We start from the raw sequence: 22,614 nt of genomic DNA on the forward strand, positions 1-22,614 counted from the left end.
GGCGACGTCGCTCGACGTCGCCGCATGACAGTCAGCGACCCGGACGGATCTCATGTCGCGTCCTCCACGACCTTCTCAACCTCTCGGACTCGGATCTCCCCCGACACCAACTTCGGCAACAAGGCGTCCCGCAGATGCCCGAGGTCACGCGACTCCGCCAGCGCCTGGTCACCGCGCGCCTCGAGCACGTCCAGCGCTGGGCGGAGGTTGCCCATCGCCTCGGAATCTGGAAGCCGCAACCGCATGCCAGCAAGCTTCACCCGGCTCAGCTCGGTCTGCCCAGTACTACCCTCACCCATTGCTTCGATCGCAGGCTGCGCGAGAAGCATGGCGAATCCTGCACAAACTTGATCGGTTTTCGCTGGGTCGAACCGAACAATTGTGACGTGGGTATCGACAGTACATTCTCGTGCGAGCGTCCAGCGAGCTACACGTCCTAGGGTGCCTACCCCAGTGGAGTTCACAAGGATGTCATGAAGCCTCAGTTTCTTGCCGTCGGGAACCTTATCCCGGAGAGTAAAGCGCCCTGGCTCCAAAGACACACGACCGTTACGAATGCATTTCTGATTCAAAACCAATAAATCATTATCAGATAAGCTGTAACGAGGAGTGACACCTCGACTGATCAACTCAGCAAGGGCACCAACCTCATGCTCGTGCGACCTCGTTTCGAGAGCCTGGCGGACCAAATTTAGCCCTAGCTCCCGCGCCGTAGCAGCGATCCGCTCATTAACGGCAATCTTGTCGTCCAGCGCATCCAACGCGTCAGCGATGCCACGCTGCATACGCATAGGAGGCACATATACGCGAATCCTGGGGATATCCCTTACGTTCAAGCTACTAAAAACAGCCCCAACGTTGAGTAAGCGATCAACTTCCGATTCCCAGTGCTCACCACGTGTTGCCCATCGGAGGTAACGCTGATCGATGCGACTCCCATCCGATCGCGCAATGACTAAGTTCTGCCCGATCGCACACTCAAGTCCACGCGGAACCGCAGCTGTATCACCGACCCTTCCGCGTCGCGTGATAATAAGATCCCCTTGCCGTGGTTTCGTGCGACGGGTCCATAACTCAAAGTCCTGTTGCGTGATACGTCTAACGCTATTTAGATCCAGCCGACCATCAACGATATTCGGAATCGCCACGTACGGATATCCACTTCCAGCGTCACGCGGGGTCTTATGCTCGCAGTCGAGCACTTTTACTCCGAGTAGCCCCAGCTCCTCCAAAGGCCAACGGTCAGACATCGAGGCGCTCCAACTGCTCGCGGATAGCTGTCCCTAAACGAGCCGACTCGTCGAAGTACGCGTATAGTTCCTTCTTCAGCCGTTCGATCTTGTCGGCAATCGGCTCGTCGTCAGAGGTGTCGACCTCGGCGGCGCCGACGTAGCGGCCCGGCGTCAAGACGTGGTCATGCTTGCGGATCTCGTCCAAGGTGGCCGAGTAGCAGAAGCCAGCCAGATCCTCGTACTTCTCGTCTTTCGCGGAGGCGGTGCCGCGCCAGGCGTGATAGGCCCCCGCAATCTTCGCGACGTCCTCGTCCGTCAGCACCCGTTCCGTGCGGTCGACCATCGTGCCCATGTTCCGGGCGTCGATGAACAGCACCTCACCGCGCCGGTCATCCAGCTTCTTCGCACCCTGCGGACTCTTGTCCTTGGCAAAGAACCAGAGGCATGCCGGGATCTGCGTAGTGCGAAACAACTGCGGCGGCAACGCGATCATGCACGAGATCAGGTCGGCCTCTACCATTGCTGCCCGGATCTCGCCCTCACCCGACTGCGTCGACGACATCGAGCCGTTGGCCAGCACCACGCCTGCCATGCCTCGCTCCCCGAGCTTCGACACTATGTGCTGCAGCCAGGCGAAGTTGGCATTACCTGCCGGCGGGGTCCCGTACCGCCACCGCGGATCGTCGGTCTTCCGCGCCCAGTCGGACATGTTGAACGGCGGGTTGGCGAGGATGAAGTCGGCCCGCAGGTCGGGGTGCTTGTCGGCGTGGAAGGTGTCCTCCCACTTGGGGCCGAGGTTGCCGCTGATGCCGTGGATGGCGAGGTTCATCTTCGCCAGCCGCCAGGTGCGTTCGTTGGACTCCTGGCCGTAGACGGCGATGTCGTCGCGACGGCCGCGGTGGTTGAGCACGAACTTCTCGGCCTGCACGAACATGCCACCCGACCCGCAGCAGGGGTCGTAGACCCGACCCGAGTACGGCTCGAGCACCTCAACCAGCAGCTTGACCACGCTGCGCGGCGTGTAGAACTCCCCGCCCCGCTTGCCTTCCGCGCGGGCGAACTTCTCCAGGAAGTACTCGTACACCTCTCCGAGCACGTCCCGGGCGGGCTTGTCGCCGTGCCCGGTGAACCGGGCGTCGCTGATGAGGTCGACCAGTTCACTCAGGCGCCGTTGGTCGACGTTGTCCCGGTTGAAGATCTTCGGGAGTACGGCACGGAGCGCCTCGTTCGACTTCATGACGGCGTCCATGGCGTTGTCGAGCAGGAGGCCGATCTCTCCGCCCTTTGCGTTCTCCGCCAGATGCTCCCAGCGCGCCTCCTGCGGCACCCAGAAGACGCCGTGACCGGTGTACTCGTCGACGTCGTCCAGGAAGGCGTCGACGCGTGACTCGTCGATGCCCTGGTCGAGGATCTCCTTGCGGATCTCCTCGCGGCGCTCGTCGAAGGCGTCGGAGACGTACTTGAGGAATACCAGGCCCAGGACGAAGTCCTTGTACTGCGCGGCGTCCATCGATCCGCGCAGCTTGTCGGCGGCCTTCCACAGCGTGTCGCGTAGGTCAGCCATGGTGGGCACGCCCGGCAGAGTTGCCTGCCCGGTGGCCTTCTTCCTGGGTGGCATGGTGCTCCTTGTCCGTATTACGGGTTAGTCAGTCTTGCTGGTCTCTTCAGCGGGGGTCTATCCGACGATCGGCGTTTCCGTCATGGTGAGTGTGCCGTTGGTAACCCCGGTGACGGCGAGCCGGCCCAGCTCATCGAGGAGGTCGATTTCGCGGCGGGCCATCGCCCGGCGCGCGTCGATCACCGCGAGCAGCATGTCGAGGCGGGCCACCTCGGCCGGTGCGAGCAGCGGGATCTGCAACTCATCCAAGCGCGAGGCTGCTCGAACAGCGCCGGCGGCACGGCCGGCCTGGCCGACGTGGGTCAGCAATTCGGCTAGCACCCGTGGGGTGAACCGGTAGCGCTCGCTGGGCGGAATGCGCAGCACCCGTGCCGGGAACTCGACGACCGAGAATCCGTCCTGGTCGCGGTAGACACACAGGCGGGGCACGAGGGTGACCACGAGATCGTCCGGCTCGGTCAGCCGGACCCGCGGATACTTCGCGGCGAGCACTCCGCGATCGACGACCCGCACACCAACAGCTGAGGTGCCGGTCAGTTCCGGCACACCCAGCACCCGGTGGTGACCGTCCCGGACGATGTCGGCCGCCGCGACCCGGTACCCGTTGTACACGGTGAGCTGGTGGGCCTTGACGAGCGCTCCGATCGACTGGGTGGGCGCGGACACGGCGTCGTCTCGGCTGGCGAGCCGGCTGCGCACAGCCGGCCGCAGTTCGGTCGCGGCCAGTTCGTCGAGTTCGACCTCGATGTCGGTGACCCGGGCGATTGTTTCCTGGACGTCTCTCGTCAGTACCCGTGGACCCGCCGAACGTCGGGTTGTGAGCGGTCTGCGAGGAGCGATCAGGTCGGCGACCGCCGCTTGGACGGCATGCGCCCGTAGATGCTGGTGGGGCTGGTGGCCGTTTCGCCGCCACGTTGTCACGTCCCACACCAGCGCCTCGACGACATCGGCGGTGAGCGGCCGGTCCGAGACGTCTGCGAGCAAGACTCGGCCCTGCCACTTCGAGCCTTCCTCTCGGCGCAGCACCCAGAGCGCCGTCTGATAGCCCGGGCGGAACGGCACCAGGCCACCCGGGAGTTGGATGACTGCCTCCACCCGGCCACTGCTCAACAGCTCATTGCGGGTGCGCGCCGCGGGCCGGTACGGCGGCAGCGCGCCGACGAGCAGGTCCGCCGGGCCGAGCACGACCGCGGTCTGGCCGGGCCCGAGTTCCTCGGTGATGTCCCGTACGGCGGCGAGCGGGTTGGCCTCGCCACGGCCCTCTTTCGGCTGGTAGGGCAGGCGCGTGACGAGCACGTCCGGCACCGGCCCCGGCAGCTCGGTGCCGACGTTCACCTGCCGATCAGCGGCGCCGAGACCGTGCACGGCCAGTCGGCGGCGCAGGATGCGTGCCCGGAATGGGTCGGCCTCGGCGGCGACGAAGGTCGGTGTCGCGTACTCACCGAGTTGGTGGTGCACCGCCACGAGCAGATCGCCGGGTCCTGCCGCCGGATCGGCGACCAGGACCGTGCCGTACCGGTCCGCGTACTCGCGGGCACCGGACAGCCCGGCGATCAGACTTGCCAGGGCCGGGTTCACCGCATCGGCGTACAACTCCGGCACGGTGAACCGGTTTCGGGCGGCGAGCACCCGCTCGTACGCCTCGGTGCAGCCCCAGGCCGCTTCCACAAGCTCGTCGACCGCCGCCGCCAGCCAGGCGGCGTCGTCCGGCAACGCGTTGATCTCGCCCCGCAGTAGGTCGTCACCTGGGTCGGCGTCGCGGGCACGCTCCCGAAGGTCGGCGATGACCTGCCGCTCGGTAAGCCGGTGCGGGGAGAGCAACTCATCGTCCAGGTGACGCAGGCAGATCAGGGCGGTAATCGCCGCGGTCAACTCCCTGGGCCGTAGCGTGGCCGCCCGCCGCCGGCCACCACGTCCCAGCGGTAGACCGCCGGCTAGACAGCCCAGCAGGTGCAGCCACAGGTCGGGCTCGATCTCACGGCGATCAGCGCGACCTGTGTCGACGAGCCAGTCCACGACGCCACGGGCGTCGAAGAGCGGCCGCCCCCGGTCCTCGTCGACCGGGGCGGGGAACTGCGGATGCCTGCGCCGCCACGTCGTGACGACCGGCCGCTGGACGCCGGCGAGCTCGGCGATCTCCGGCATGGAGATGAGCAGGGGTACGGCCACAACGGTACTGACCATTGCGTACACCCCTCTCGTATGTCATCGATCTTGCACTGACCTGCAGTGAGATTAGAGACCGCTCAGGTTTTAGTCCAGCTACAAGGCTGATAACCAGGGTTATCAGTAGCACGGTGGCATGGTTCCTGGACTTCGAAGATCACCACTGCTGTCATCGAGAGGCACACCGACGAGCCGAGAAACTCTCCGGCGGCGTCGGATCCCGGAACCCTCATGCCTGGAAAGGGCCACTCAGCATGCGCAAGTTGCACGTCTTCGGAATCGCCACGCTCGCCGTACTCGCTCTCGGCTGCGGGGCTGGTGCCAGCAAGGACGACACCACCCAGGGCCCTGGCGTGGACAAGCCCGCGGCGTCCGGCGCCGCGTCGAACGCCGCCGGCTCTCAGGCCAAGAAGGGCGAGCACGCCGTCGTCTTCGAGGTGACCGGTGACGGCGTCAGCAAGGCCAACTCCGTGACGTACGGGATCGGTGGCAACAGCTCGCAGGCCAACGGCACCGCGCTGCCCTGGAAGAAGGAGGCGACCTCCAGCGACGCCTTCCTGATGCTGAGCCTCGTCGCCCAGTCCGGCGGCAGCGGCACCATCTCCTGCCGCGTCAGCGTCGACGGCAAGGTCGTCGTCGAGAACAGCTCGCAGGGCCAGTACGCCGTCGTGACCTGCTCGCACGCCGGCTGAGCCGACTGCCTCCCCGGGGCGGGCGACCGCCCGCCCCGCCCGTCCCCTCTCCCCCGGTGTTCACAGGAGACGTCGTGCGTCTGGACGAGTTCACCAACGCCCTGCCCCTACTCCCCGAGGCGCTCCGCCACCGCGCCGAGGCGCTGCGCCCCTACCTGACGCTCAACCGCTGCGAACGCTGCCGTCAGATCAGCGACGCGGTGAACCTCGCCCTGATCGCCGCCCGCTACGACGAGGTCGCATCGGCGGCCCATCAGCTCGAGGCCGCGGACGCGCTCGCCGCCGACCACGACCGGCTCGCGGCGGGTGGGTGCCGGGCCGGCGTGCGCGGCGGGGACTCGGCCCGCGGCCGCAGCCTGGTCACCCGCTGGGCGCACACCGACGCGGACCTGGTAGCCGCGACCGACGCGAGTTGGAAGGGCAGGTACGGCGGGATCGCGTACGTGGTCAGCGACGGGCACTTCGGCCTGCGGGGTCGCACCACCAGCCGCCTCGACCCGACCGGGCCGTCCCGGGCGCTCATCAACGAACTCCGCGCGGTGGAGTACCTGCTGTCGGGCTTCGTCACGCCGCCGGACCGGCTGACCGTGCTGGTCGACAGCCTGAGCGCGCTGTCGTATCTGCACCGCTGGCAGGCCGGCGACGGCACGGCCATGCCGGCCGGGTACAGCCTGCGCCCCCGCATCCGGGCCGCGCAGCCGACGCTCGTGCGGCTCGCCGAGCTCGTACCGAATCTTCCCGGTGTGACCTTCCAGCACATCAAGGGCCACGCCGGCCACCCGCTCAACGAGGCCGCCGACGCGCTCTCGCACATGGCTCGGCGCAGGTTGACCGAACCGTTCGACCTGCGCGGTCGGGCCGAGGACCTCGTCGACGCCTTCCTCCGCGACTGGCACACCGCCGGCGCCGCAGCCTGAGCCATCGAGTACCCGAGACGGGAGAAGCCCCATGACCACTGAACCATTGGCAGACGACTTAGCACCGGACGAGCCCGCTACGGAGGTTCCACCCAAGCCGCGCGTATGGCGCCGGCCGCGGTTCTGGATCGCGTTCGTCCTCGCAGCGGCCCTTGTCGCGGGTTGGAGCCTCACCTTCTACTACCAGCACAGCAGCGAGACCTACCGCCAGGCCGACGCGAAGAGCCGCGCCACCGCCAGCGATCTCAGCAAGCGCCTGGGGTCGATGACCCAGGAACGCGATACGGAGAAGGCCCGCGCAGACCAGCTGCAGACCCGTGAGGACGCGGTGAAGCAGCTCGAGGACCGGGTCCAGACGCGCGAGGGCGAGGTGAAGAAGCGCGAGGACGCCGTATCGCAGGCGGAGAAGGTCCAGGCGCAGAACACCATCCACGAGGGCACCTGGGCGGTCGACGTCGACATTCAACCCGGTACGTACCGCACGAAGGATCCGGTCTCCGGCCAGTGCTATTGGGCTATCTATTCGGACGCCAACGGCCGCAACATCGTCGCCAACGACATCGTCACCGGTGGCCGGCCGACGGTGACTCTGTCCGGCGGCCAGTACTTCACGAGCCGTCGCTGCGGCGACTGGACCAAGGTTTCTTAGGAGGATCGAGCGTGTCCACGTACGGTGCCGACGCCGTCTACCGCGTCAACCCGGGGGCAGCGGACTCCTCCGTCATCCTGCACGTCCCGCACAGCTCCCGGCACATCACTCCGGCCGCCCGACCGCACATCCTGCTCGACGACGCGGCGCTGACGGCTGAGCTGGACCATATGACCGACGCCCACACCAGCCGCATCGCCGACCGGGCAGCCTCGGGTGCCGCCCGCACCCCGTGGACGTTCACGAACCTGTCCTCCCGCCTGGTCGTCGACCCCGAGCGGTTCCCGGACGAGCGCGAGGAGATGCTCGAAGTGGGCATGGGCGCGGTGTACACCCGGACCTCGCACCGGGGAAAACTTCGCAACGACGACCCGGCCCACGAGAAGGACCTCCTGGCGACGCACTACGAGCCGTACGCGGCCGCCATGACGGACCTCGTCGACGATCGCCTGGCCGCTACCGGCCGCGCCGTCATCATCGACGTGCACTCCTACCCTGCGATGCCGCTGCCGTACGAACTGCACGCCGACGGGGAGCGGCCCGCCGTCTGCCTGGGCGCCGACGAGACACACACCCCGCCGTACCTGCTCGCCGCCGCCGAGTACGCCTTCTCCTCGTGCGGGAGCATCGCCGTCAACACGCCGTTCTCCGGCTGCTACGTCCCACTGAAGCACTACGGGAAGCAGCGGGCGGTGACCGCGCTCATGGTCGAGATCCGCCGCGACACCTACATGACGGAGCCGGGCGGGGCGCTGACCGCCGGCATCGACCGCATCGTCGAAGCGCTCACCCGCCTGGTCGACGTGGTCTCGGCCGCGACCGCTGGCAACCGGCCGTCGAAGGCCAACTGACAACTTCCCGACTGTCGCACCCGCTGTCCGTTCGCTTTGTATATCCAGAGGCGACGATCCAGCCCCGCTGGGCACCGCGACCTCTGGGCCGGCCCGACCTGCTGCTAGTCGAACTCCAAACCGTCTCAACGAGTCTCCGCGAGGAAGCAATGACCGTTCCCGAGACATCAACCGTCGACCAGCTCATCCTCCAGCACCTGGACACCGCGAACCTGCCTGAGTCCTCCGTCGATCTCGTCTTCGCGGCGCTCCTCGGCCAGTCAGACCTCGATGCCGCCCTCGGTGGCGCCACGACAGCCCGGCCAGCAGCCTCCCCCGAAAACGTTGGAGCCGCCGAGCCGATCGGCACGTACCTGTCGAGCATCGAGGTGTGCGGGTTTCGCGGCATCGGCCAGGGGAGCCGGCTCGACCTCACCCCCGGCCCTGGCCTGACGATCGTGACCGGCCGCAACGGCTCCGGGAAGTCCAGCTTCGCCGAAGCTGCCGAGTTGGCGCTGACCGGTGACAACAAGCGCTGGGCGGGGCGGGCGTCCGTCTGGCAGGACGGCTGGCGCAACCTGCACGCCAGCGAGGAGCCGTACATCCGGGTCCGGCTGGGTGTCGACGGGCACCGCAACGGCGCAGCCGTGGAGTGCCACTGGACTCGCGACGGCGGGCTCGCCGACCGTACGAGCTTCCTGCAGGTAACCGGTCAACCGCGCCAGTCGGTCGCCGACCTCGGTTGGGACCGGCCGCTGGAGCTGTACCGGCCCTTCCTGTCGTACGCGGAGCTCGGTGGGCTGATCGGTGGCAGGCCCAGCGAGATGTACGACTCGCTGCAGCGCATCCTCGGCCTCGGCCGACTCGTCGAAGTCGAGAACATGCTGAAGACGGCGCGCAAGGCCATGGATGGCCTCCGCCCGCAGGCCACCGCCCAGTTGCCTGCGCTGCGCAGCGCGCTGGCCGCTCACCCTGATCCGCGGGCCCGGCAGGCGGAAGAGTCCCTCGCCGGGAAGGACGCGGACCTCGACCGGCTTGAGCTACTGGCCGACACCGACGAGCACGCCGACACCACCGCCACCGCCCCGTTACGCCAGCTCGACGTGCTGGAGCTACCCGAGCGCAATCAGGCAGCGGAGATCGTCGACCGCCTCAACGCGGCGCTACGAGACCTGGCAGAGCTGGCCGGAACTCCCGCCGAGGAGGCCCGAGCGTTGGCGCGACTGCTGGGTGAGGCCATCAGCAACCACGAGGCACATCCCGACCAGCCGTGCCCGGTCTGCGGTGGCCGGACCCTCGACACCGCCTGGGCCGAGCAGGCTCGTACCGAACTGCGGCGGCTCACCCAGCGCGCCGAGCGCATCGAGGGAGCCCACCGGTCGCAGCGGGAGTCGCGACGGGCGCTGCGCGACTTCCTTCCGGTCATTCCGAGGGCGATCGGCGCCGATCTCACCGGCGTGGGTCTCGACACCGGCGCGGCCCGGGCCGCGTGGCAGCGCTGGGACGAACTGCTCGGGTCGGATGATCCACGCCGGATCGCCGACGAGGCGTTGGAAACCTTCGACGCGGTCGTCGCCGCCGTCCAGCCTCTCCAGGCAGCAGCCCGCGCGGTGCTGGAACGCCAGCGGCAGGCGTGGCGTCCGCTCGTCGACCAGCTTCGCGCGTGGGTGGCGACCGCCCGGAAGAGCCAGCGTGCGGCCGAGAACTACACGGCGTTGAGAAAGGCGATCACCTGGGTGCAGGGTATCGGCCAGCAGATCCGCAACGACAAGCTGGCGCCGGTAGCCAGGGACGCGACAACGATCTGGAACACGCTGCGGCAGGAGAGCAATGTCGACCTCGGCGCGATCCGGCTGGCCGGCACGGGAACCTCGCGTCGGGTCGATCTCGACGTGACGGTCGACGGCACGCCGGGGGCAGCTTTGTCCGTGATGAGCCAGGGCGAGCTGCACTCCCTCGCGCTGGCGCTGTTCCTGCCCCGCGCCACCATACGGGAGAGCCCGTTCCGGTTCCTGATCATCGATGACCCGGTCCAGTCGATGGACCCGGTCAAGGTCTACGGTCTGGCCAAGGTGCTCGACCAGGTGGCCAGGGACCGGCAGGTCGTCGTCTTCACCCACGATGACCGGCTGCCGGCAGCGGTCCGGCATCTGCAGTTGAAGGCCCGCGTCCTGACGGTCAGCCGGTTGGCGCGCTCGCAGGTGACCGTCGACCACGACGGCAAGGGCGATCCCGCCGCGCGTTACCTCGACGACGCCTGGGCGATCGCCAGGGACGGCACGATGGCCGACAAGATCCGCAGCACGGTCGTCTGCAACCTCATCCGCGACGCCCTGGAGTACACCTGTCAGGAGGCGATCCGCCGGCGCGACTTCCGCGCGGGCAGGCCAATCATGGACACCGAGACCGCGATCAGCGACGCGAACGGACTAAGGCCGCTTCTCGCGTTGGCGCTTCTGAATGACGCTGGAAGGGTTGGCGAACTGCCGGGAGCGCTGCAGCGTCTGCACTCAGATGCGCGACGTGTGGTCGCAGCCGTCAACGGCGGCGCGCACGGCGACCACCAGGGTGCCCCACTCACCTCCCTGGTCGACGACGCGCGGCGGGTCAACGAGAGGCTGGCCCGGTCATGACACCGCAGCAGCTGCTCGACGCGGCCGCCGTCCTGCTGACAACACCCTCGCCCACGATGCGGCGCTGCTGGCAACGGGCATGCGCCTCGCTCACCCGGGTCGCCCTGGAACAAGCCCTTGACGGGTACTGGAAGCGCGTCGAGCCGACCGCCGCGAGGTGCCCGATGCGCCACCAGCTACTCGCCCTGTCGGCGGTGGCCGGTGACGAGGTGACCGCGCTCGCCCGCTCGGCCTGGTACGGACTGTGCCGAGCGGTCCATCACCACACCTACGAACTGCCGCCGACCGTGGCGGAACTGCATGGGTGGCACCGCGAGGTCACGGCGTTGCTGGCGTTGCTGGACCAGCCGCCCCGATGACCAACGACCCCGCGCAACGACCCCGGTCAGTGCCGCCCGAGCAGGTTGTCGGCGACGTTCTCCAGATGGCGGCGCATGGCAACCTGCGCGCCCTCCGGATCGCGGTCGCGCAGCGCCTCCACGACGGCGGTGTGCTCGGCGTGGTAGCAGCGGCGCCGTTCGGGGCTTGAGGTACGCCGCTTGAGGCTGCCCCAGACGGGCAACTGGCGGGACGCGTTCATGACATCGAACATGTTCATGAGCAGTCCGTTGTGGGCGGCTTCGGCGATGGCGCGGTGGAGCCTGCCGTCCCACATCTCGAAGGCTTCGAACTCGTCGCTGGCACCGCCGCGCTCCAGGCACTGCGTGATCCGGTCGAGGTCGGCCTGGGTGGCGACGCGGGCGGCGAGCGCGGCGACCGGTGGTTCGAGGACGAGCCGGACCTGCATGATCTCCGCCGGGCTGGTGTCGGCCGGCGCGGCGCGGACGGCTTCGACCGCAGCGTCGGTGAGGTAGGTGCCGCGCCCGACGTGGCGGACCACCATCCCGTCGCGCTCGAGGACTTCGAGGGCGCGGCGGACCGCGCTGCGCGGCGCGGACAGCCGCTCGACGAGGGCCCGCTCCGTGGGCAGCTTGGACCCTGGCCCGAGGCTGCCATTCCGGGTGCCCTCGACCAGCAGGGACCGCAGCGACTGCTCCACCGATATCACCGGGCCAGCGTACCGACTCGAACCAATTGAAACCAATCCCAACTATCGACACCTTCGAGGTTTGCCCCTCGACAGCCACTTCAACACAGGCGTAGCGTGACCGCAACCCATTGGTAACGATTGGTTCAGATTGGTTGCGCCGTGAAGTTGGTGAGGCTGTGAAGCTGGTGACGCTGTCCACCGGATCGGGGCCGCGTGTCGGGGTGGTGGACGCCGAGGCGGGCACGGTCCGTGACGTGAGCGACCTGCTGCCGGCCGGGTCCGGAATGCTCGAGGTGATCGAGGGCTGGGCCGAGTTGGGTCCACTGCTGGCCGAGCGCACCGGCGACCTGCCGGCACGGCCGCTTGACCCGGCCGAAGTGCTGGCGCCGATTCCGATTCCGCGGCGCGACATCTTCTGCGTCGGCAAGAACTACCGGGAGCACGTGGTCGAGTTCAGCCGCAGCGGCTACGACACCCCCGACCGCTCCGAGGCGGTACCGGAGCACCCGGTGCTGTTCACGAAGGCGACGACCGCGGTCACCGGCCCGTACGCCGACATCGACCCGCACCACGGCGTCACGTCCGAAGTGGACTACGAGGCGGAGCTCGCGGTGATCATCGGCCGTGGTGGCCGCGGGATCACCCGGGAGCAGGCGTTCGACCACGTCTGGGGGTACACGATCGTCAACGACGTCACGGCCCGCGACCTGCAGCGCGCCCACAAGCAGTGGATGCTCGGCAAGTCGCTCGACACGCACTGCCCGATGGGTCCGTACGCCGTGACCGTCGACGAGGTCCCGGACGTCACCGCACTGGTGGTCGAGAGCTTCGTCAACGGGGAGCGCCGCCAGTCGGCGTCGGTCAAGGACCTGATCTTCGACATCCCGGACCTGATCGCCACGCTGTCGGCCGGGATCACCCTGCTGCCCGGCGACATCATCGCGACCGGCACGCCGGCCGGGGTCGGCATCGGGTTCGATCCACCGAAGTTCCTGACCAGCGGCGACGTCGTCGAGGTCGCGATCACCGGCCTGGGCGCGCAGCGCAGCCGGGTCGCCTGAAACCCACGAGAGTACGAGGAGAGCTGTGAAGATCAACGGCAAGGAACTCGCCGTCGAGGTCGCCGGTGCGGGCCCCGCGGTCCTGATGGTGCACGGCCTGGGCGGGACGTCGAACTTCTACCAGGTGCAGGCCGACGCCCTGGCCGAGCGGTTCCAGGTCATCCGGGTCGACTCCGCCGGCGCCGGCCGGTCCGAACTCGGCGACGACATCAGCATCTCCGGGCACGCGGACGACCTGGCCGCCGTCCTCGACGCCCTGGGCGTCGACAGCGCCACGGTCGTCGGGCACTCCATGGGCACGCTCGTGGTCCGCGACCTCGCCACCCGCTACCCGGACCAGGTCGACGGGCTGGTCCTACTGGGTGCGGTACGCGAGCCCGCCGAGGCCGGCCGGCAGGCCCAGCGCGACCGCGCCGCGCTCCTGCGGGAAAAGGGCACCGCCGCCGTCGCGCCCGGGGTGGTCGCCAACGCGCTGTCCGAGACCACCCGGCGCGACAAGCCGGAGGTCGCCGCGTTCGTCCGCGAACTCGTCATGCGCCAGGACGCCGAGGGCTACGCCCGCAACTGCGAGGCGCTGGCCAACGCCGTCGATCCCGGCCCCATCGCCTCCGAACTTCCGCTGCTGCTCATCACTGGTAGCGACGACAAGGTCGGTCCGCCGGAGGCGAGCCGGGAGATCGCCGACGCCCATGGCTCGGCAACCGTCGAGGTCCTGCCCGGCGTCGGGCACTGGACCGCCCTCGAAGCCGCCGGCCCGGTCACGGACCTGCTGCTCAAGTTCCTGTAACTCCCCCGCACCGCCCCTGCAGAGGAGAGCCCACGATGCCCGTCCCGACCAGCAAGGTCCTGTTCCGCAACGTCAGCATCCTCGATTCCACCGGTGCCGATCCGTACCCCGGTGACGTCCTCGTCGAGAACAACCGCATCGCCTCCGTCGGCACCGTCGACCCCGACGCCGCCGCGGGGGCGCGGGTCATCGAAGGCCGCGGCCGCACCCTGATGTCCGGCCTGTGCGACGCGCACACGCACTTCTCCTGGAACAACTCCGCCGACCTCGACGGCCTGGGCACCATGCCCGTCGAGGAGCACCTGCTCTTCTGCCTCGAGTCCGCCCGCACCTACATCGACTCCGGGTACACGATGTGCCTGGGTGCGGCGTCAGCGAAGGAGCGGCTCGACGTCGTCTGCCGGGACGCGATCAACGCCGGGCGGTTCCCCGGCCCGCGGTACCTGGCCAACGGGCCGGAGATCGCCGTGACCGGTGGGGCGCTGATCCCGTCGATCACGAAGTTCGCCGACGGCCCCGAGGGCATGCGCAAGGCGGTCCGCGAACTGGTCGGGATCGGCGTGGACCAGATCAAGCTGTCGATGACGGGCGAGGAGATCACCGGCACGCTTCGCGCCGAGGACACCTACTTCTCCGACGAGGAGACCGCGGCCGCCGTCGCCGAGGCCCACCGCCGCGGCAAGCGCGTCTGCGCGCACGCGCGCAGCGCGGAGAGCGTGAAGATGTGCGTCCGCAACAAGGTCGACATCATCTACCACGCCAGCTTCACCGACGCCGAGGGCATGGACATGCTCGAGGCCAACAAGGACTGGGTGTTCGTCGCCCCCGGGCTCAACTGGCTCGTCGCCACGCTCTACGAGGCCGAGTCGTTCGGCTTCCCGCAGGAGGCCGCCGAGGCCGTCGGGTACAAGAAGGAACTCGAGGTGGCGATCGAGGGCCTGCGCGAGATGCACCGGCGCGGCATCAGGGTGCTGCCCGGCGGCGACTACGGCTTCGCGTGGACCCCGCACGGCACGTACGCCCGCGACCTCCAGCACTTCGTCGAACTGCTCGGGTTCACCCCGATGGAGGCGATCATCTCCGCCACCGCGTGGGGCGGCGAGATCATGCTGCAGCCCGACGAGCTCGGCAAGGTCCAGCCCGGCTACCTCGCCGACCTGCTGCTCGTCGACGGCGACCCGCTCGCCGACATCACGATCCTGCAGGACCACGACCGGCTGAACTACATCATGAAGGACGGCACGTTCCACAAGGAGCCCAGCACCGACACCGCCCCCTCCCCGGACCCGGCGAACATGCCCGCCACCGCTACCGAGCGCCTGGTACAGCAGCGCGCCTGACCGACGTACGCAAGCGCCGGCGGCCGACCCCCTGGGCCGCCGGCGCTCCCCTACCGGGAGCCGGACCGTGACCCTGCTGATCTGCCGTACCTGCCCCCGCTACGACGCCCGCGCCAGCGGCGAGTTCGGCCGCCGGCTGACCGCCGCCATCGCCGCCATCGCCGCCATCGCCGAGATCGCCGAGATCGCCGCGGGCGAACCGGACGCGCCGGTGGCGATCCGCAACGTGCAGTGCCTCGGCGGGTGCCCCGAGGACGGGGTCGTCGCCGTCGACGCCCCCGGCAAGGCCCGCATCCGCTTCACCGGGCTCACCGAGTCGTACGCCGAGGCGATCCTGGCTGCCGCTGCGGCCCACCACGCCAGCCCGAGCGGGCTACCCGCCGACTGGGCCGTCCCCACCGAGTTGGCCGGCCACCTCAGCTCGGTCACCGTCAAGCGACTACCAGGACGCCTTGCGGACCCCGGGAAGCTCACCGCGCCGTAGCGGCCGGATGCGGTGTCACCGCCGGGCGTTCTTGATCAGCTGGGCGCTTATTCTCATCGGGTGCCACAGGCAGACGGGACCGCATCGGACCACCCCGACGGTCCGCTGGAACACATCATCGCCCTGCGGGTGCGCGAGTTCCGGCAGGCCAAGGGGATTTCTTTGACCGAGCTCGCCCGGCAGACCGGCATGTCGAAGGCGATGCTCTCCAAGATCGAGAACGCCCAGACCTCGTGCAGCCTGTCGAGCCTCGCCAAGCTCGCCGACGCCCTCGAGGTTCCCGTGACCGCCCTCTTCCGCGGCGTGGACGCCGAGCGGGAGGCGGTGTTCACGCCGGCCGGTCACGGCGCGCGGATCGTGCGGCGGGGAAGCAACATCGGACACCTGTACCAGATGCTCGGCGCCCTGCGGGGTGAGCATAAGCGGATCGAGCCACTGCTGGTCACCCTGACCGACGCCAGCGAGGTCTTCCCGCTTCCAGCACGCCGGCACCGAGTTCATCCACATGCTGGAAGGCGCCATGGTGTACGGCCACGGCCATGCCCGCTAAGAGATGCGCCCCGGTGACTCGCTCGTCTTCGACGGCGAGGGCCCGCACGGCCCCGTCGACCTGATCGAACTGCCCATCCGGTTCCTGTCGGTCACCGCCTACGGCAGCCTGCCGTAGGCGGTGACCTGCCGCAGGTCAGCGCAGCTGTCCGGCATCGGCGTAGGGGTACAGGCTGGTCGGCGGCCCTTCCCCGCGTCGCGCCATGAGGCGGACCACCACCCGTAAAGCTTCCTAGGATATTCCGTTGACGGGGTGCGGTCCCGCGCCGGCGACCTCGCGACCTTCTGCGCCCGCCGCCACCTCGGGCCTACACCGACCTAACAAAAGACACGAATCGCCTTTATCAGTGAAATTCCGTGTAAATACCGCAAACTCGCGGTCTCGCTTACTACCCTCACGGCGACAGCCGTTTTCAGGTCGCACGGCGGGCGGCCGCGGCAGTCGCCGCCGAATCGCAGCCAGCGAACCGGGGACCCAGCGTCCGAACGCGCTGGCCGACCCGGTAGGCGGTGCGAGGGAGAAGGAGCGGCCGCCCGTGGCACCGCACACGCGTCGTGAGCGCCCCCGCCGCACAGCCCTGCGGGCGCTGGTGGCCGCCGTCGCCGCCCTGGCCGTGGTCCTCACGCCAGGAGCGCACGCCTACGCCGATCCCGACCCGGCAACGATCGAAGCGCAGATCGACGCGGCGTGGAACGAGCTCGAACCCCTCGTCGAGCAGTACAACGAGGTCCACAGTGAATTGCAGGCCAGCCAGGCGAAGTCCGCGGCCCTCGCCGCGCAACTGAAGCCGCTGGAGCTACAGGTCGACATGGCGATGGGCAGGCTCAACGACATCGCGGTCCAGGCGTACAAGGGCGGCACGGCCTCGACGTTCCAGGCCCTGTTGTCCGGTGGTTCACCTACCGAACTCGCCGAGCAACTGGCCATTCTCGACGCCGTCGCCCACGATAAGCGGGTCCGCCTCGGCGAGGTGGCCGGCGCCCGCGACAGGTACGCCGCCGAAAAGAAGGCCGTCGACGGCCTGGTCGCCACGCAACGCCGCCAAGACGCAGACCTGGCAGCCAAGAAGACGCAGATCGAACGCCGGCTGGCCGACCTGCAGAAGCTGCGCCAGCAGGCGGCGACCCCCGTCCCCGCCGCCACCGCGACGCGGTTGAAGCCGGCGCCCTGCCCTGCCGAGTACACACCCGGGCCGGGCGGCGCGGCAGCCAAGCGGGCCTGCGAACTGATCGGCAAGCCGTACATCTGGGCGGCCGCCGGCCCCAACGGCTACGACTGCTCCGGACTCACCATGACGGCGTGGCAGGCCGCAGGGGTGAGCCTTGTGCACCAGACCCGGGCGCAGTGGCGCGACACCAAGCCGGTCAGCCAGGCCGACCTGCGCCCCGGCGACCTGGTGTTCTTCTTCAAGGACCTGCACCACAACGGCGTCTACGTCGGCGACGGATGGATGGTGCACGCCCCCCAGAGCGGCGACGTCGTCCGCATGGTCAGGATCGACAGCCCGTACATGCGGCCCGTCGGCTTCCGCCGGCCCTGAGGAAGATCCCGCCATCGAACGGACGCGCTCCGAAACAACGTGATTACGCGACGAAGTTCTTCGCTCTCCTGTCCGACTGGAGCCTTAGTAGATCTTGGCCGGAGCGCGTCGCCACCGTTAAGGTCTGTTCGATCGTCGTCACTAGGTCGCCAACGGGCGGCCTCGGCGGTCGCCGCCTAATCACCGTGAAGGTGAGCCGGGGACCCAGGTAGTCGGGGTGAATCCGCGCGGTGCGGTAGGGCGTGTTCCGGCCCGAACCCGTCAGCTAACCCGGTCGGCGGTCGGCGCGGAGGAACGTGTACGTGAGGCTGCCCGCAGTCCGAACCCGACCGATTCTGCCCCTCGTGATGCTGCTCGCCGTCACCGCGGTGCTGACGGTTGTGCCGGCCGGCCCGGTACGCGCCGAGCCCGGCACGCCCGGTCCCGAAGGTGGCAGCGCCTCACTTCGTGATCAGCTCGACGCCGCGTCGCGCGGGTTCAACGACGCCGCCGCCCGCCTCGAGGCGTCCAAGGCGCGCCAGGTTCAGCTCGCCGAACAGGTCCGTGCCTCCGAGGCCGAGCTGGCCCGCCTGACCGAGCAGGTGGGCACGATCGCCGCCAACGCGTACAAGGGCGGCCGGGTGTCGGGCCTGGTCGCGCTGCTCGACAGCGACTCCCCTACCGGAATGTTCCAGCGCGCCGCGACCCTCGACGCCCAGGCCCGGGTCAGCGACGGCTCGCTCCGCCGGGTCAAACAGGCGAAAGCGGCGCTGGCCCGCCAGCAGGCCGCGCTCGACGCCGAGCTGAAGGTCCAGCAGGATCAGCTCGCCGAGATGGACAGGCGGAAGAAGGCCGCGGAGAAGGCGCTCGGGATCGTGGGCGGCAGGAGCAGCGGCGTGAGCGGCGGCGGCGCGGGTACGGCAGCCGCGGTCCCCCGCCGGGCCGACGGCAGTCTCGCGCCGGAGTCGTGCAACCGGGACGACCCCACGACCTCGGGCTGCCTGACCCCGCGCGCTCTGCATGCGCTGCAGCAGGCCCGGGCCGCCGGTTTCACCCGGTTCACGTCCTGCTACCGCTCCCAGCAAGACGGCGGCGAGCACCCCAAGGGCCGGGCGTGTGACTTCTCGGCCTCGACGAGCGGTTTCGGCGGGGTGGCCAGCGGCGGAGACCGTGACTACGGCAACCGGCTCGCCGCCTATTTCGTGGCCAACGCCAGGAACCTCGGCGTGCTCTACGTCATCTGGTTCCGCCAGATCTGGATGCCCAGCACCGGTTGGCGGGCCTACAACGGCGGGGGCGGCGACCCGTCCAGCGACCACACCAACCACGTGCACCTCTCGGTGCAGTAGTCACCCGGGCGCCGGCGACTCCAGCGCCGGCGCCCGGGCTCCCGGTCGATCAGTACGAGTAGCCGCGCTGCGAAATCCAGTTGGCCATGTTGATGGTGGTCACCCAGTACGTCCCGTCACCGTTGGGGAGTGCCGGGTCGGCGATCTTCACGGTCCGGCCGTCGTCCTTGTACCCGACGATCGTCAGGTAGTGGCCGCCCTCGTACGAGTGGAAGGCCCCGCCGGTGTCGTTCAGGTGGCCGGCGATGTTGGCGACGATGGCGCGCCCGCTGTTGATGGATTTCAGGACGTCGGCCTGAAGCTGGTCCATCTGCGCCGGCGTAGCGGGGTAGGACGGGATCTCCCTGGTCTGGTAGACGTTTCCGCCGAGGACGCTGTTGAGTCCGCGGGTCACGTCGTGGGCGGAGTCGGTCCCACCGGTGTCAGTGTTCAGCTTCCCGGCGATGTCATCCTGGCTGAGGATGTGGCCGGAGGTCGAGAGAGCGATCCGGGTCGCCGCCGGCCCGCAGTAGTAGTAGTTGGGCTGCCGCTGGTACTGGAAGTCGAGCACCTTCTCCGACGGTACCGGGGCCGCCTGCTGCGCGGGCTTGCCCGGCGCCGCCGGGGCCGCGCCGCGCTCCGGCGCCCGCGCCTGCGCGGTCTGGCCGCCGTGGGCGGTGGTGGGCGCGGCGCTGGCCGCGGCTACGGCCCCAGCCGCGCGCGCCGGCTCGGAGCCATTCATCTGACTGAACGCGATGCCGGCCACCGCGGCGATGACGAGCAGACCGCTCGGAACGACCGCCGCTCGAGGCGGGCGATAGTCCACCGCGTGCCGGAAGTGCTTACGTGCGTGTATAGGACTCACTGAGATTCTCCAAGGCCGTACCGGAACCACCACTGGCTGGTAGAGCGAGTGATGGCCCGGGAATGCGGGTAGAGCAGGCGGGATGAGGCGGATGCACGCGATCGACAAGCGGGCACGGCGATTACCGCGACCAGCGTCAGCTGGCGCGTGCCAGCAGGGCGTACATCCGAAGCGGCCAGGCTCGGAATCGGGCGCCGCGAAGCGGTTACCTCGGCGAACGAACCACCGCGTCACCGCGCATGACCGGAACCGGCATGCGCGTACACACGACCACAGGTGGCGAGAGCGACGCTCAGCGAAGGTGGCCGAGCGTCATGCCCGGCGTAACCGTCCTCGTGTCACAGAAACGACTCGGCCTGACACTCCAGTGGTCAGGGACTGGCGTGGATCTGAGCGACCGAGAGCGCAGCCCCGGCACGGCGGAGGAATCGGTGAGGTTGGGACTTGAGAAGGACAGGCACAGGCGGATCTCCTTACGCTTCCGCCTACCGGGTTAGCTGACGGATTCGGGCGCGAAAGGTCGCCCTACCACAGGCCATCGGCCCGCGGATTCACCCCTGACTTGCGGTGGGTCCCCGGCTCGTTGAGCACGACTCGGCGGGCCTGCTCCGGCGCCACCCGCTGTGACGAGCATCCGGACCAGACGCGTTGACACTACTGATCGTCACCGACCCTGCCAAGAGCCCGATCCTGTTACGAGACACACTCATCCACGGTTCCAAGGCAGCTTTCACCCGCACCTAAGAAACCCTTAATCCACAACGACTTCCATGCGGTCGCGTTGCTTCCCGACGGACTCTTTGCGGCGCAGGACACGTCACACCGAAACCAACACCAGATACAACATGGCCTAAGCTCGCCGAGTGCCACGCAGCAAGGGCAGTAAGCAAGACTTCGGACGGTATCTCCCCCGCCATGTTCGGCGGTCCGGACCTGGCGACCAGGCCAGGCGGTCGGCGATCAACCCACGCGCCGCCGCGCTCGCGGCCGGCGTCGCTCTCGCAGCCATCGGTGGCATCTCCTGGAGTGTCGCTTCTCCCGGGACCACCACAACCAACAGCCTGATGCCGACCGACAACTCGGCGCGCGGGGCAGGTTCCGACGCAAAGGGATCGCGGGACTACAACCGCGCCACGCCTTCACCCACCGCCCCGCCGCTCGACTCCGCCACCGCCGCGCCACCCTCCATGGAAGCGACCGTGACGGGCGTGCCGACGGCAGCGATACCACCGACGGCGCCCGCCACGACCCCGGTGGCGCCGGCAGCAGCGCCAGCTGTGCCCGGCACATTGACCGGCTTCACCGTTGCGGCAACGACTCCCGCTCCGCCCGCAGCACCGGCCAGACCGGCACCGTCCCCTGCCCCGGCACCGAAACCCGTCGCACCGAAGACACCGTCGGCCACACCAGCGCCGCCAGCCCCACCAGCGCCGAACCCGACCTCACCGCGGCCACCCGCGACGCCGGCGCCCTCGGAGAAGTCGGCCACGACATCGCCGACGCCGGCACCGTCGGCACAGTCGGCACAGACACCCGTTACCGGTACGCCCTCAACCGCCCCGGCCGGCAGCCCGACCGGGTCGCCGTCGACGTCCGCGCCCGCACCGGTTTCCGGAGCCAGACAGTCCTAGTTGGACACTACTTTGACTATCCGAACATGTCCGACGGGGTGGCCCGGTCGAAGTCGCCTTCATCGCGTCGCCGGAACAGCGCGTACAGCAGATACGGCACACGGGTGGCGCTGAGCCGCACCAGAAAGATCCCGTCCTGGATCTCTCGGATGGCGTATCGAGCTGCGTTCTGGTCGACGCCATCCGGCGGCGCCAGCGATTCCGCCGTGAGTCGGCCAGTCACCAGACTCTCCAGGCGGCTGCGCTCGGCGCCGCTCGCGCGTTGCCGCGCGGTGAGCTCGTCGTGGGATCGTTAGCGAATGGCCCACACTCAAACAGCGAGGATGCGCTGGAGGGCGTAGCCAATGATCGTAATGGGAGTGCCGGAACAACGCCCGGGCACGGGCGACCAGGAGCCGTGGCGGGCCAGGGTGAGGCGGGCACAGGCAGCGCGGGTGTTGGCACGCCGGCAGCGGGCAGGCAAGGAGATCACGTTTCGACGGGCGCTGGGAGTCGTGCGTCGAAGCGGCTGAGCGTCCCGACGCCCCTCTTCGCGGCACGCAACTCGGATCGCTACGAGCGCCAGGAAATCATCGCGGAGTACGAGGATTACACCGGCGCCCGGCTGATCGTGATGATCGATCAGATCTTCGAGGAAGGCGTGACCTACCTCGATGAACTCCTGTACGACCTCGACGGCTCCGCCCCGCTACACATGATCCTCGCCTCGCCCGGTGGCGACGGCGAAACCGCCGTCCGCATGGTCAGGTCGCTGCACGCGCGGTGCACCGAACTGACCGTCATCGTGCCGGACATGGCCAAGAGCGCCGCGACGCTGATCTGTCTCGGCGCCGACCACATCGTCATGGGACCGGCCGGCGATCTGGGGCCGATCGACCCTCAGTTCCTGCTCAACAAACAGAGCCTGGCCGGCGCCAAGGACATCGTGCGGGCCGTGGACGAAGCCGAGGAGCGACTCAAGCGGGCACCGGACACGTACCCGCTCTTCGCGGCCCTGTTGGCGGACGTCAACATGTTGATGGTCCAGCAGGCTCGCAGTGCGATGGCGCCGACTCCCACGCCGCGGTCGTATCGCCGGACCGCGCGAAAGAACTCGGGCTACCCGTCGCCGACGTACAGCCGCTCTCGGTGGAGTGGCACCTGATCTGGGCGCTGTGGACGCGGTACTTCGCCCTCGGGTGCTTTCCGCGCGGCTCGATCGCGGCGTACGAGGGGCGGCGGGCATCCCACGTCATGAAGCCGTCCCCGTCCTCCTGACCGCCGTCCCACCTCCGCCCTTTCG

Annotated in this window: 21 protein-coding genes, 1 pseudogene and 2 riboswitches; of the genes and pseudogenes, 15 read left to right on the forward strand and 7 right to left on the reverse strand. The window is 68.8% G+C overall.

What is annotated here, in order from left to right; translation table 11 throughout:
- Nucleotides 1–50: 50 nt before the first annotated feature.
- Genes HC028_RS00125 through HC028_RS00135 form a run of 3 tightly spaced genes read right to left on the reverse strand, consistent with a single transcriptional unit; the run spans nt 51 to nt 5,034 of the window.
- Entirely contained in the window at nt 51–1,250 is a 1,200-nt protein-coding gene (locus tag HC028_RS00125; protein ID WP_239075389.1) for a restriction endonuclease subunit S, read from the reverse strand.
- Nucleotides 1,243–2,850 (reverse strand): class I SAM-dependent DNA methyltransferase, encoded by a 1,608-nt coding sequence (locus HC028_RS00130; RefSeq protein WP_168071659.1) that lies wholly within the window; start codon nt 2,848–2,850, stop codon nt 1,243–1,245. Before HC028_RS00130 ends, HC028_RS00125 begins: the two co-directional genes overlap by 8 nt.
- Nucleotides 2,851–2,907: 57 nt before the next feature.
- On the reverse strand, nt 2,908–5,034 hold the full coding sequence (locus HC028_RS00135; RefSeq protein WP_168071660.1) for an N-6 DNA methylase family protein: 2,127 nt from the start codon (nt 5,032–5,034) through the stop codon (nt 2,908–2,910).
- A 236-nt stretch (nt 5,035–5,270) separates the two neighbouring features.
- Between HC028_RS00135 and HC028_RS00140 the strand changes: the two genes are divergently transcribed.
- The 6 genes from HC028_RS00140 to HC028_RS00165 all read left to right on the forward strand — a co-directional run bounded on the left by HC028_RS00140 (nt 5,271) and on the right by HC028_RS00165 (nt 11,096).
- Nucleotides 5,271–5,708, forward strand: a complete 438-nt coding sequence (locus HC028_RS00140) for an MmpS family transport accessory protein (protein WP_203981221.1) — start codon at nt 5,271–5,273, stop codon at nt 5,706–5,708.
- Between the two features lie 74 nt (nt 5,709–5,782).
- Complete coding sequence (locus tag HC028_RS00145) at nt 5,783–6,625, forward strand: ribonuclease HI (protein ID WP_168071661.1); 843 nt, start codon at nt 5,783–5,785, stop codon at nt 6,623–6,625.
- A 31-nt stretch (nt 6,626–6,656) separates the two neighbouring features.
- Complete coding sequence (locus tag HC028_RS00150; protein ID WP_168071662.1) at nt 6,657–7,274, forward strand: coiled-coil domain-containing protein 22; 618 nt, start codon at nt 6,657–6,659, stop codon at nt 7,272–7,274.
- Between the two features lie 11 nt (nt 7,275–7,285).
- A complete protein-coding gene (locus HC028_RS00155) occupies nt 7,286–8,125 on the forward strand; it encodes an N-formylglutamate amidohydrolase (protein ID WP_168071663.1) in 840 nt (279 codons plus the stop codon).
- A gap of 149 nt (nt 8,126–8,274) precedes the next feature.
- Nucleotides 8,275–10,737 (forward strand): ATP-binding protein, encoded by a 2,463-nt coding sequence (locus tag HC028_RS00160; RefSeq protein ID WP_168071664.1) that lies wholly within the window; start codon nt 8,275–8,277, stop codon nt 10,735–10,737.
- Nucleotides 10,734–11,096: a hypothetical protein gene (locus HC028_RS00165; RefSeq protein ID WP_168071665.1), complete on the forward strand. Its 363-nt coding sequence runs from the start codon at nt 10,734–10,736 to the stop codon at nt 11,094–11,096. Before HC028_RS00160 ends, HC028_RS00165 begins: the two co-directional genes overlap by 4 nt.
- A 26-nt stretch (nt 11,097–11,122) precedes the next feature.
- On the opposite strand, the gene HC028_RS00170 is transcribed toward HC028_RS00165, so the two are convergent.
- A complete protein-coding gene (locus HC028_RS00170; protein ID WP_168071666.1) occupies nt 11,123–11,785 on the reverse strand; it encodes a FadR/GntR family transcriptional regulator in 663 nt (220 codons plus the stop codon).
- 158 nt (nt 11,786–11,943) lie between these two features.
- Between HC028_RS00170 and HC028_RS00175 the strand changes: the two genes are divergently transcribed.
- The 7 genes from HC028_RS00175 to HC028_RS00205 all read left to right on the forward strand — a co-directional run bounded on the left by HC028_RS00175 (nt 11,944) and on the right by HC028_RS00205 (nt 18,857).
- The gene (locus HC028_RS00175; protein WP_203981220.1) at nt 11,944–12,828 is read left to right on the forward strand and encodes a fumarylacetoacetate hydrolase family protein; all 885 of its coding nucleotides are present in this window, start codon (nt 11,944–11,946) and stop codon (nt 12,826–12,828) included.
- A 25-nt stretch (nt 12,829–12,853) separates the two neighbouring features.
- The gene (locus HC028_RS00180) at nt 12,854–13,615 is read left to right on the forward strand and encodes an alpha/beta fold hydrolase (protein ID WP_203981219.1); all 762 of its coding nucleotides are present in this window, start codon (nt 12,854–12,856) and stop codon (nt 13,613–13,615) included.
- Nucleotides 13,616–13,650: 35 nt separating this feature from the next.
- A complete protein-coding gene (locus HC028_RS00185; RefSeq protein ID WP_168071667.1) occupies nt 13,651–14,955 on the forward strand; it encodes a metal-dependent hydrolase family protein in 1,305 nt (434 codons plus the stop codon).
- A 67-nt stretch (nt 14,956–15,022) separates the two neighbouring features.
- Entirely contained in the window at nt 15,023–15,439 is a 417-nt protein-coding gene (locus tag HC028_RS00190) for a DUF1636 family protein (protein ID WP_168071668.1), read from the forward strand.
- Nucleotides 15,440–15,499: 60 nt separating this feature from the next.
- Nucleotides 15,500–16,006, forward strand: a complete 507-nt coding sequence (locus HC028_RS27210; protein ID WP_239075388.1) for a helix-turn-helix domain-containing protein — start codon at nt 15,500–15,502, stop codon at nt 16,004–16,006.
- A 518-nt stretch (nt 16,007–16,524) separates the two neighbouring features.
- Nucleotides 16,525–17,529, forward strand: a complete 1,005-nt coding sequence (locus tag HC028_RS00200; RefSeq protein WP_239075387.1) for a C40 family peptidase — start codon at nt 16,525–16,527, stop codon at nt 17,527–17,529.
- 163 nt (nt 17,530–17,692) lie between these two features.
- A riboswitch (cyclic di-AMP (ydaO/yuaA leader) is annotated at nt 17,693–17,823 on the forward strand.
- Nucleotides 17,824–17,831: 8 nt separating this feature from the next.
- Nucleotides 17,832–18,857 carry a coiled-coil domain-containing protein gene (locus HC028_RS00205; protein ID WP_168071669.1) on the forward strand — a complete coding sequence of 342 codons (1,026 nt, stop codon included), beginning with the start codon at nt 17,832–17,834 and terminating at the stop codon, nt 18,855–18,857.
- A gap of 49 nt (nt 18,858–18,906) precedes the next feature.
- Here HC028_RS00205 and HC028_RS00210 read toward each other — a convergent pair whose 3' ends face one another.
- The 3 genes and pseudogenes from HC028_RS00210 to HC028_RS00220 form a co-directional block, all read right to left on the reverse strand.
- Nucleotides 18,907–19,701: a C39 family peptidase gene (locus HC028_RS00210; protein WP_239075386.1), complete on the reverse strand. Its 795-nt coding sequence runs from the start codon at nt 19,699–19,701 to the stop codon at nt 18,907–18,909.
- 467 nt (nt 19,702–20,168) lie between these two features.
- Nucleotides 20,169–20,311, reverse strand: a riboswitch (cyclic di-AMP (ydaO/yuaA leader).
- A gap of 510 nt (nt 20,312–20,821) precedes the next feature.
- The gene (locus tag HC028_RS00215) at nt 20,822–21,190 is read right to left on the reverse strand and encodes a hypothetical protein (RefSeq protein ID WP_168071670.1); all 369 of its coding nucleotides are present in this window, start codon (nt 21,188–21,190) and stop codon (nt 20,822–20,824) included.
- 158 nt (nt 21,191–21,348) lie between these two features.
- Nucleotides 21,349–21,594 (reverse strand): annotated as a pseudogene (locus HC028_RS00220) (S-4TM family putative pore-forming effector); the annotation flags it as partial.
- A 135-nt stretch (nt 21,595–21,729) separates the two neighbouring features.
- Here HC028_RS00220 and HC028_RS28315 point away from each other — a divergent pair.
- Nucleotides 21,730–22,476: an SDH family Clp fold serine proteinase gene (locus HC028_RS28315; RefSeq protein ID WP_205860902.1), complete on the forward strand. Its 747-nt coding sequence runs from the start codon at nt 21,730–21,732 to the stop codon at nt 22,474–22,476.
- Complete coding sequence (locus tag HC028_RS28035; RefSeq protein WP_275408230.1) at nt 22,461–22,589, forward strand: hypothetical protein; 129 nt, start codon at nt 22,461–22,463, stop codon at nt 22,587–22,589. Before HC028_RS28315 ends, HC028_RS28035 begins: the two co-directional genes overlap by 16 nt.
- The last annotated feature ends 25 nt before the right edge of the window (nt 22,590–22,614 follow it).

Origin of the sequence: Planosporangium flavigriseum, from assembly GCF_011947225.1 — a bacterium.
Classification (GTDB): Bacteria; Actinomycetota; Actinomycetes; order Mycobacteriales; family Micromonosporaceae; genus Planosporangium; species Planosporangium flavigriseum.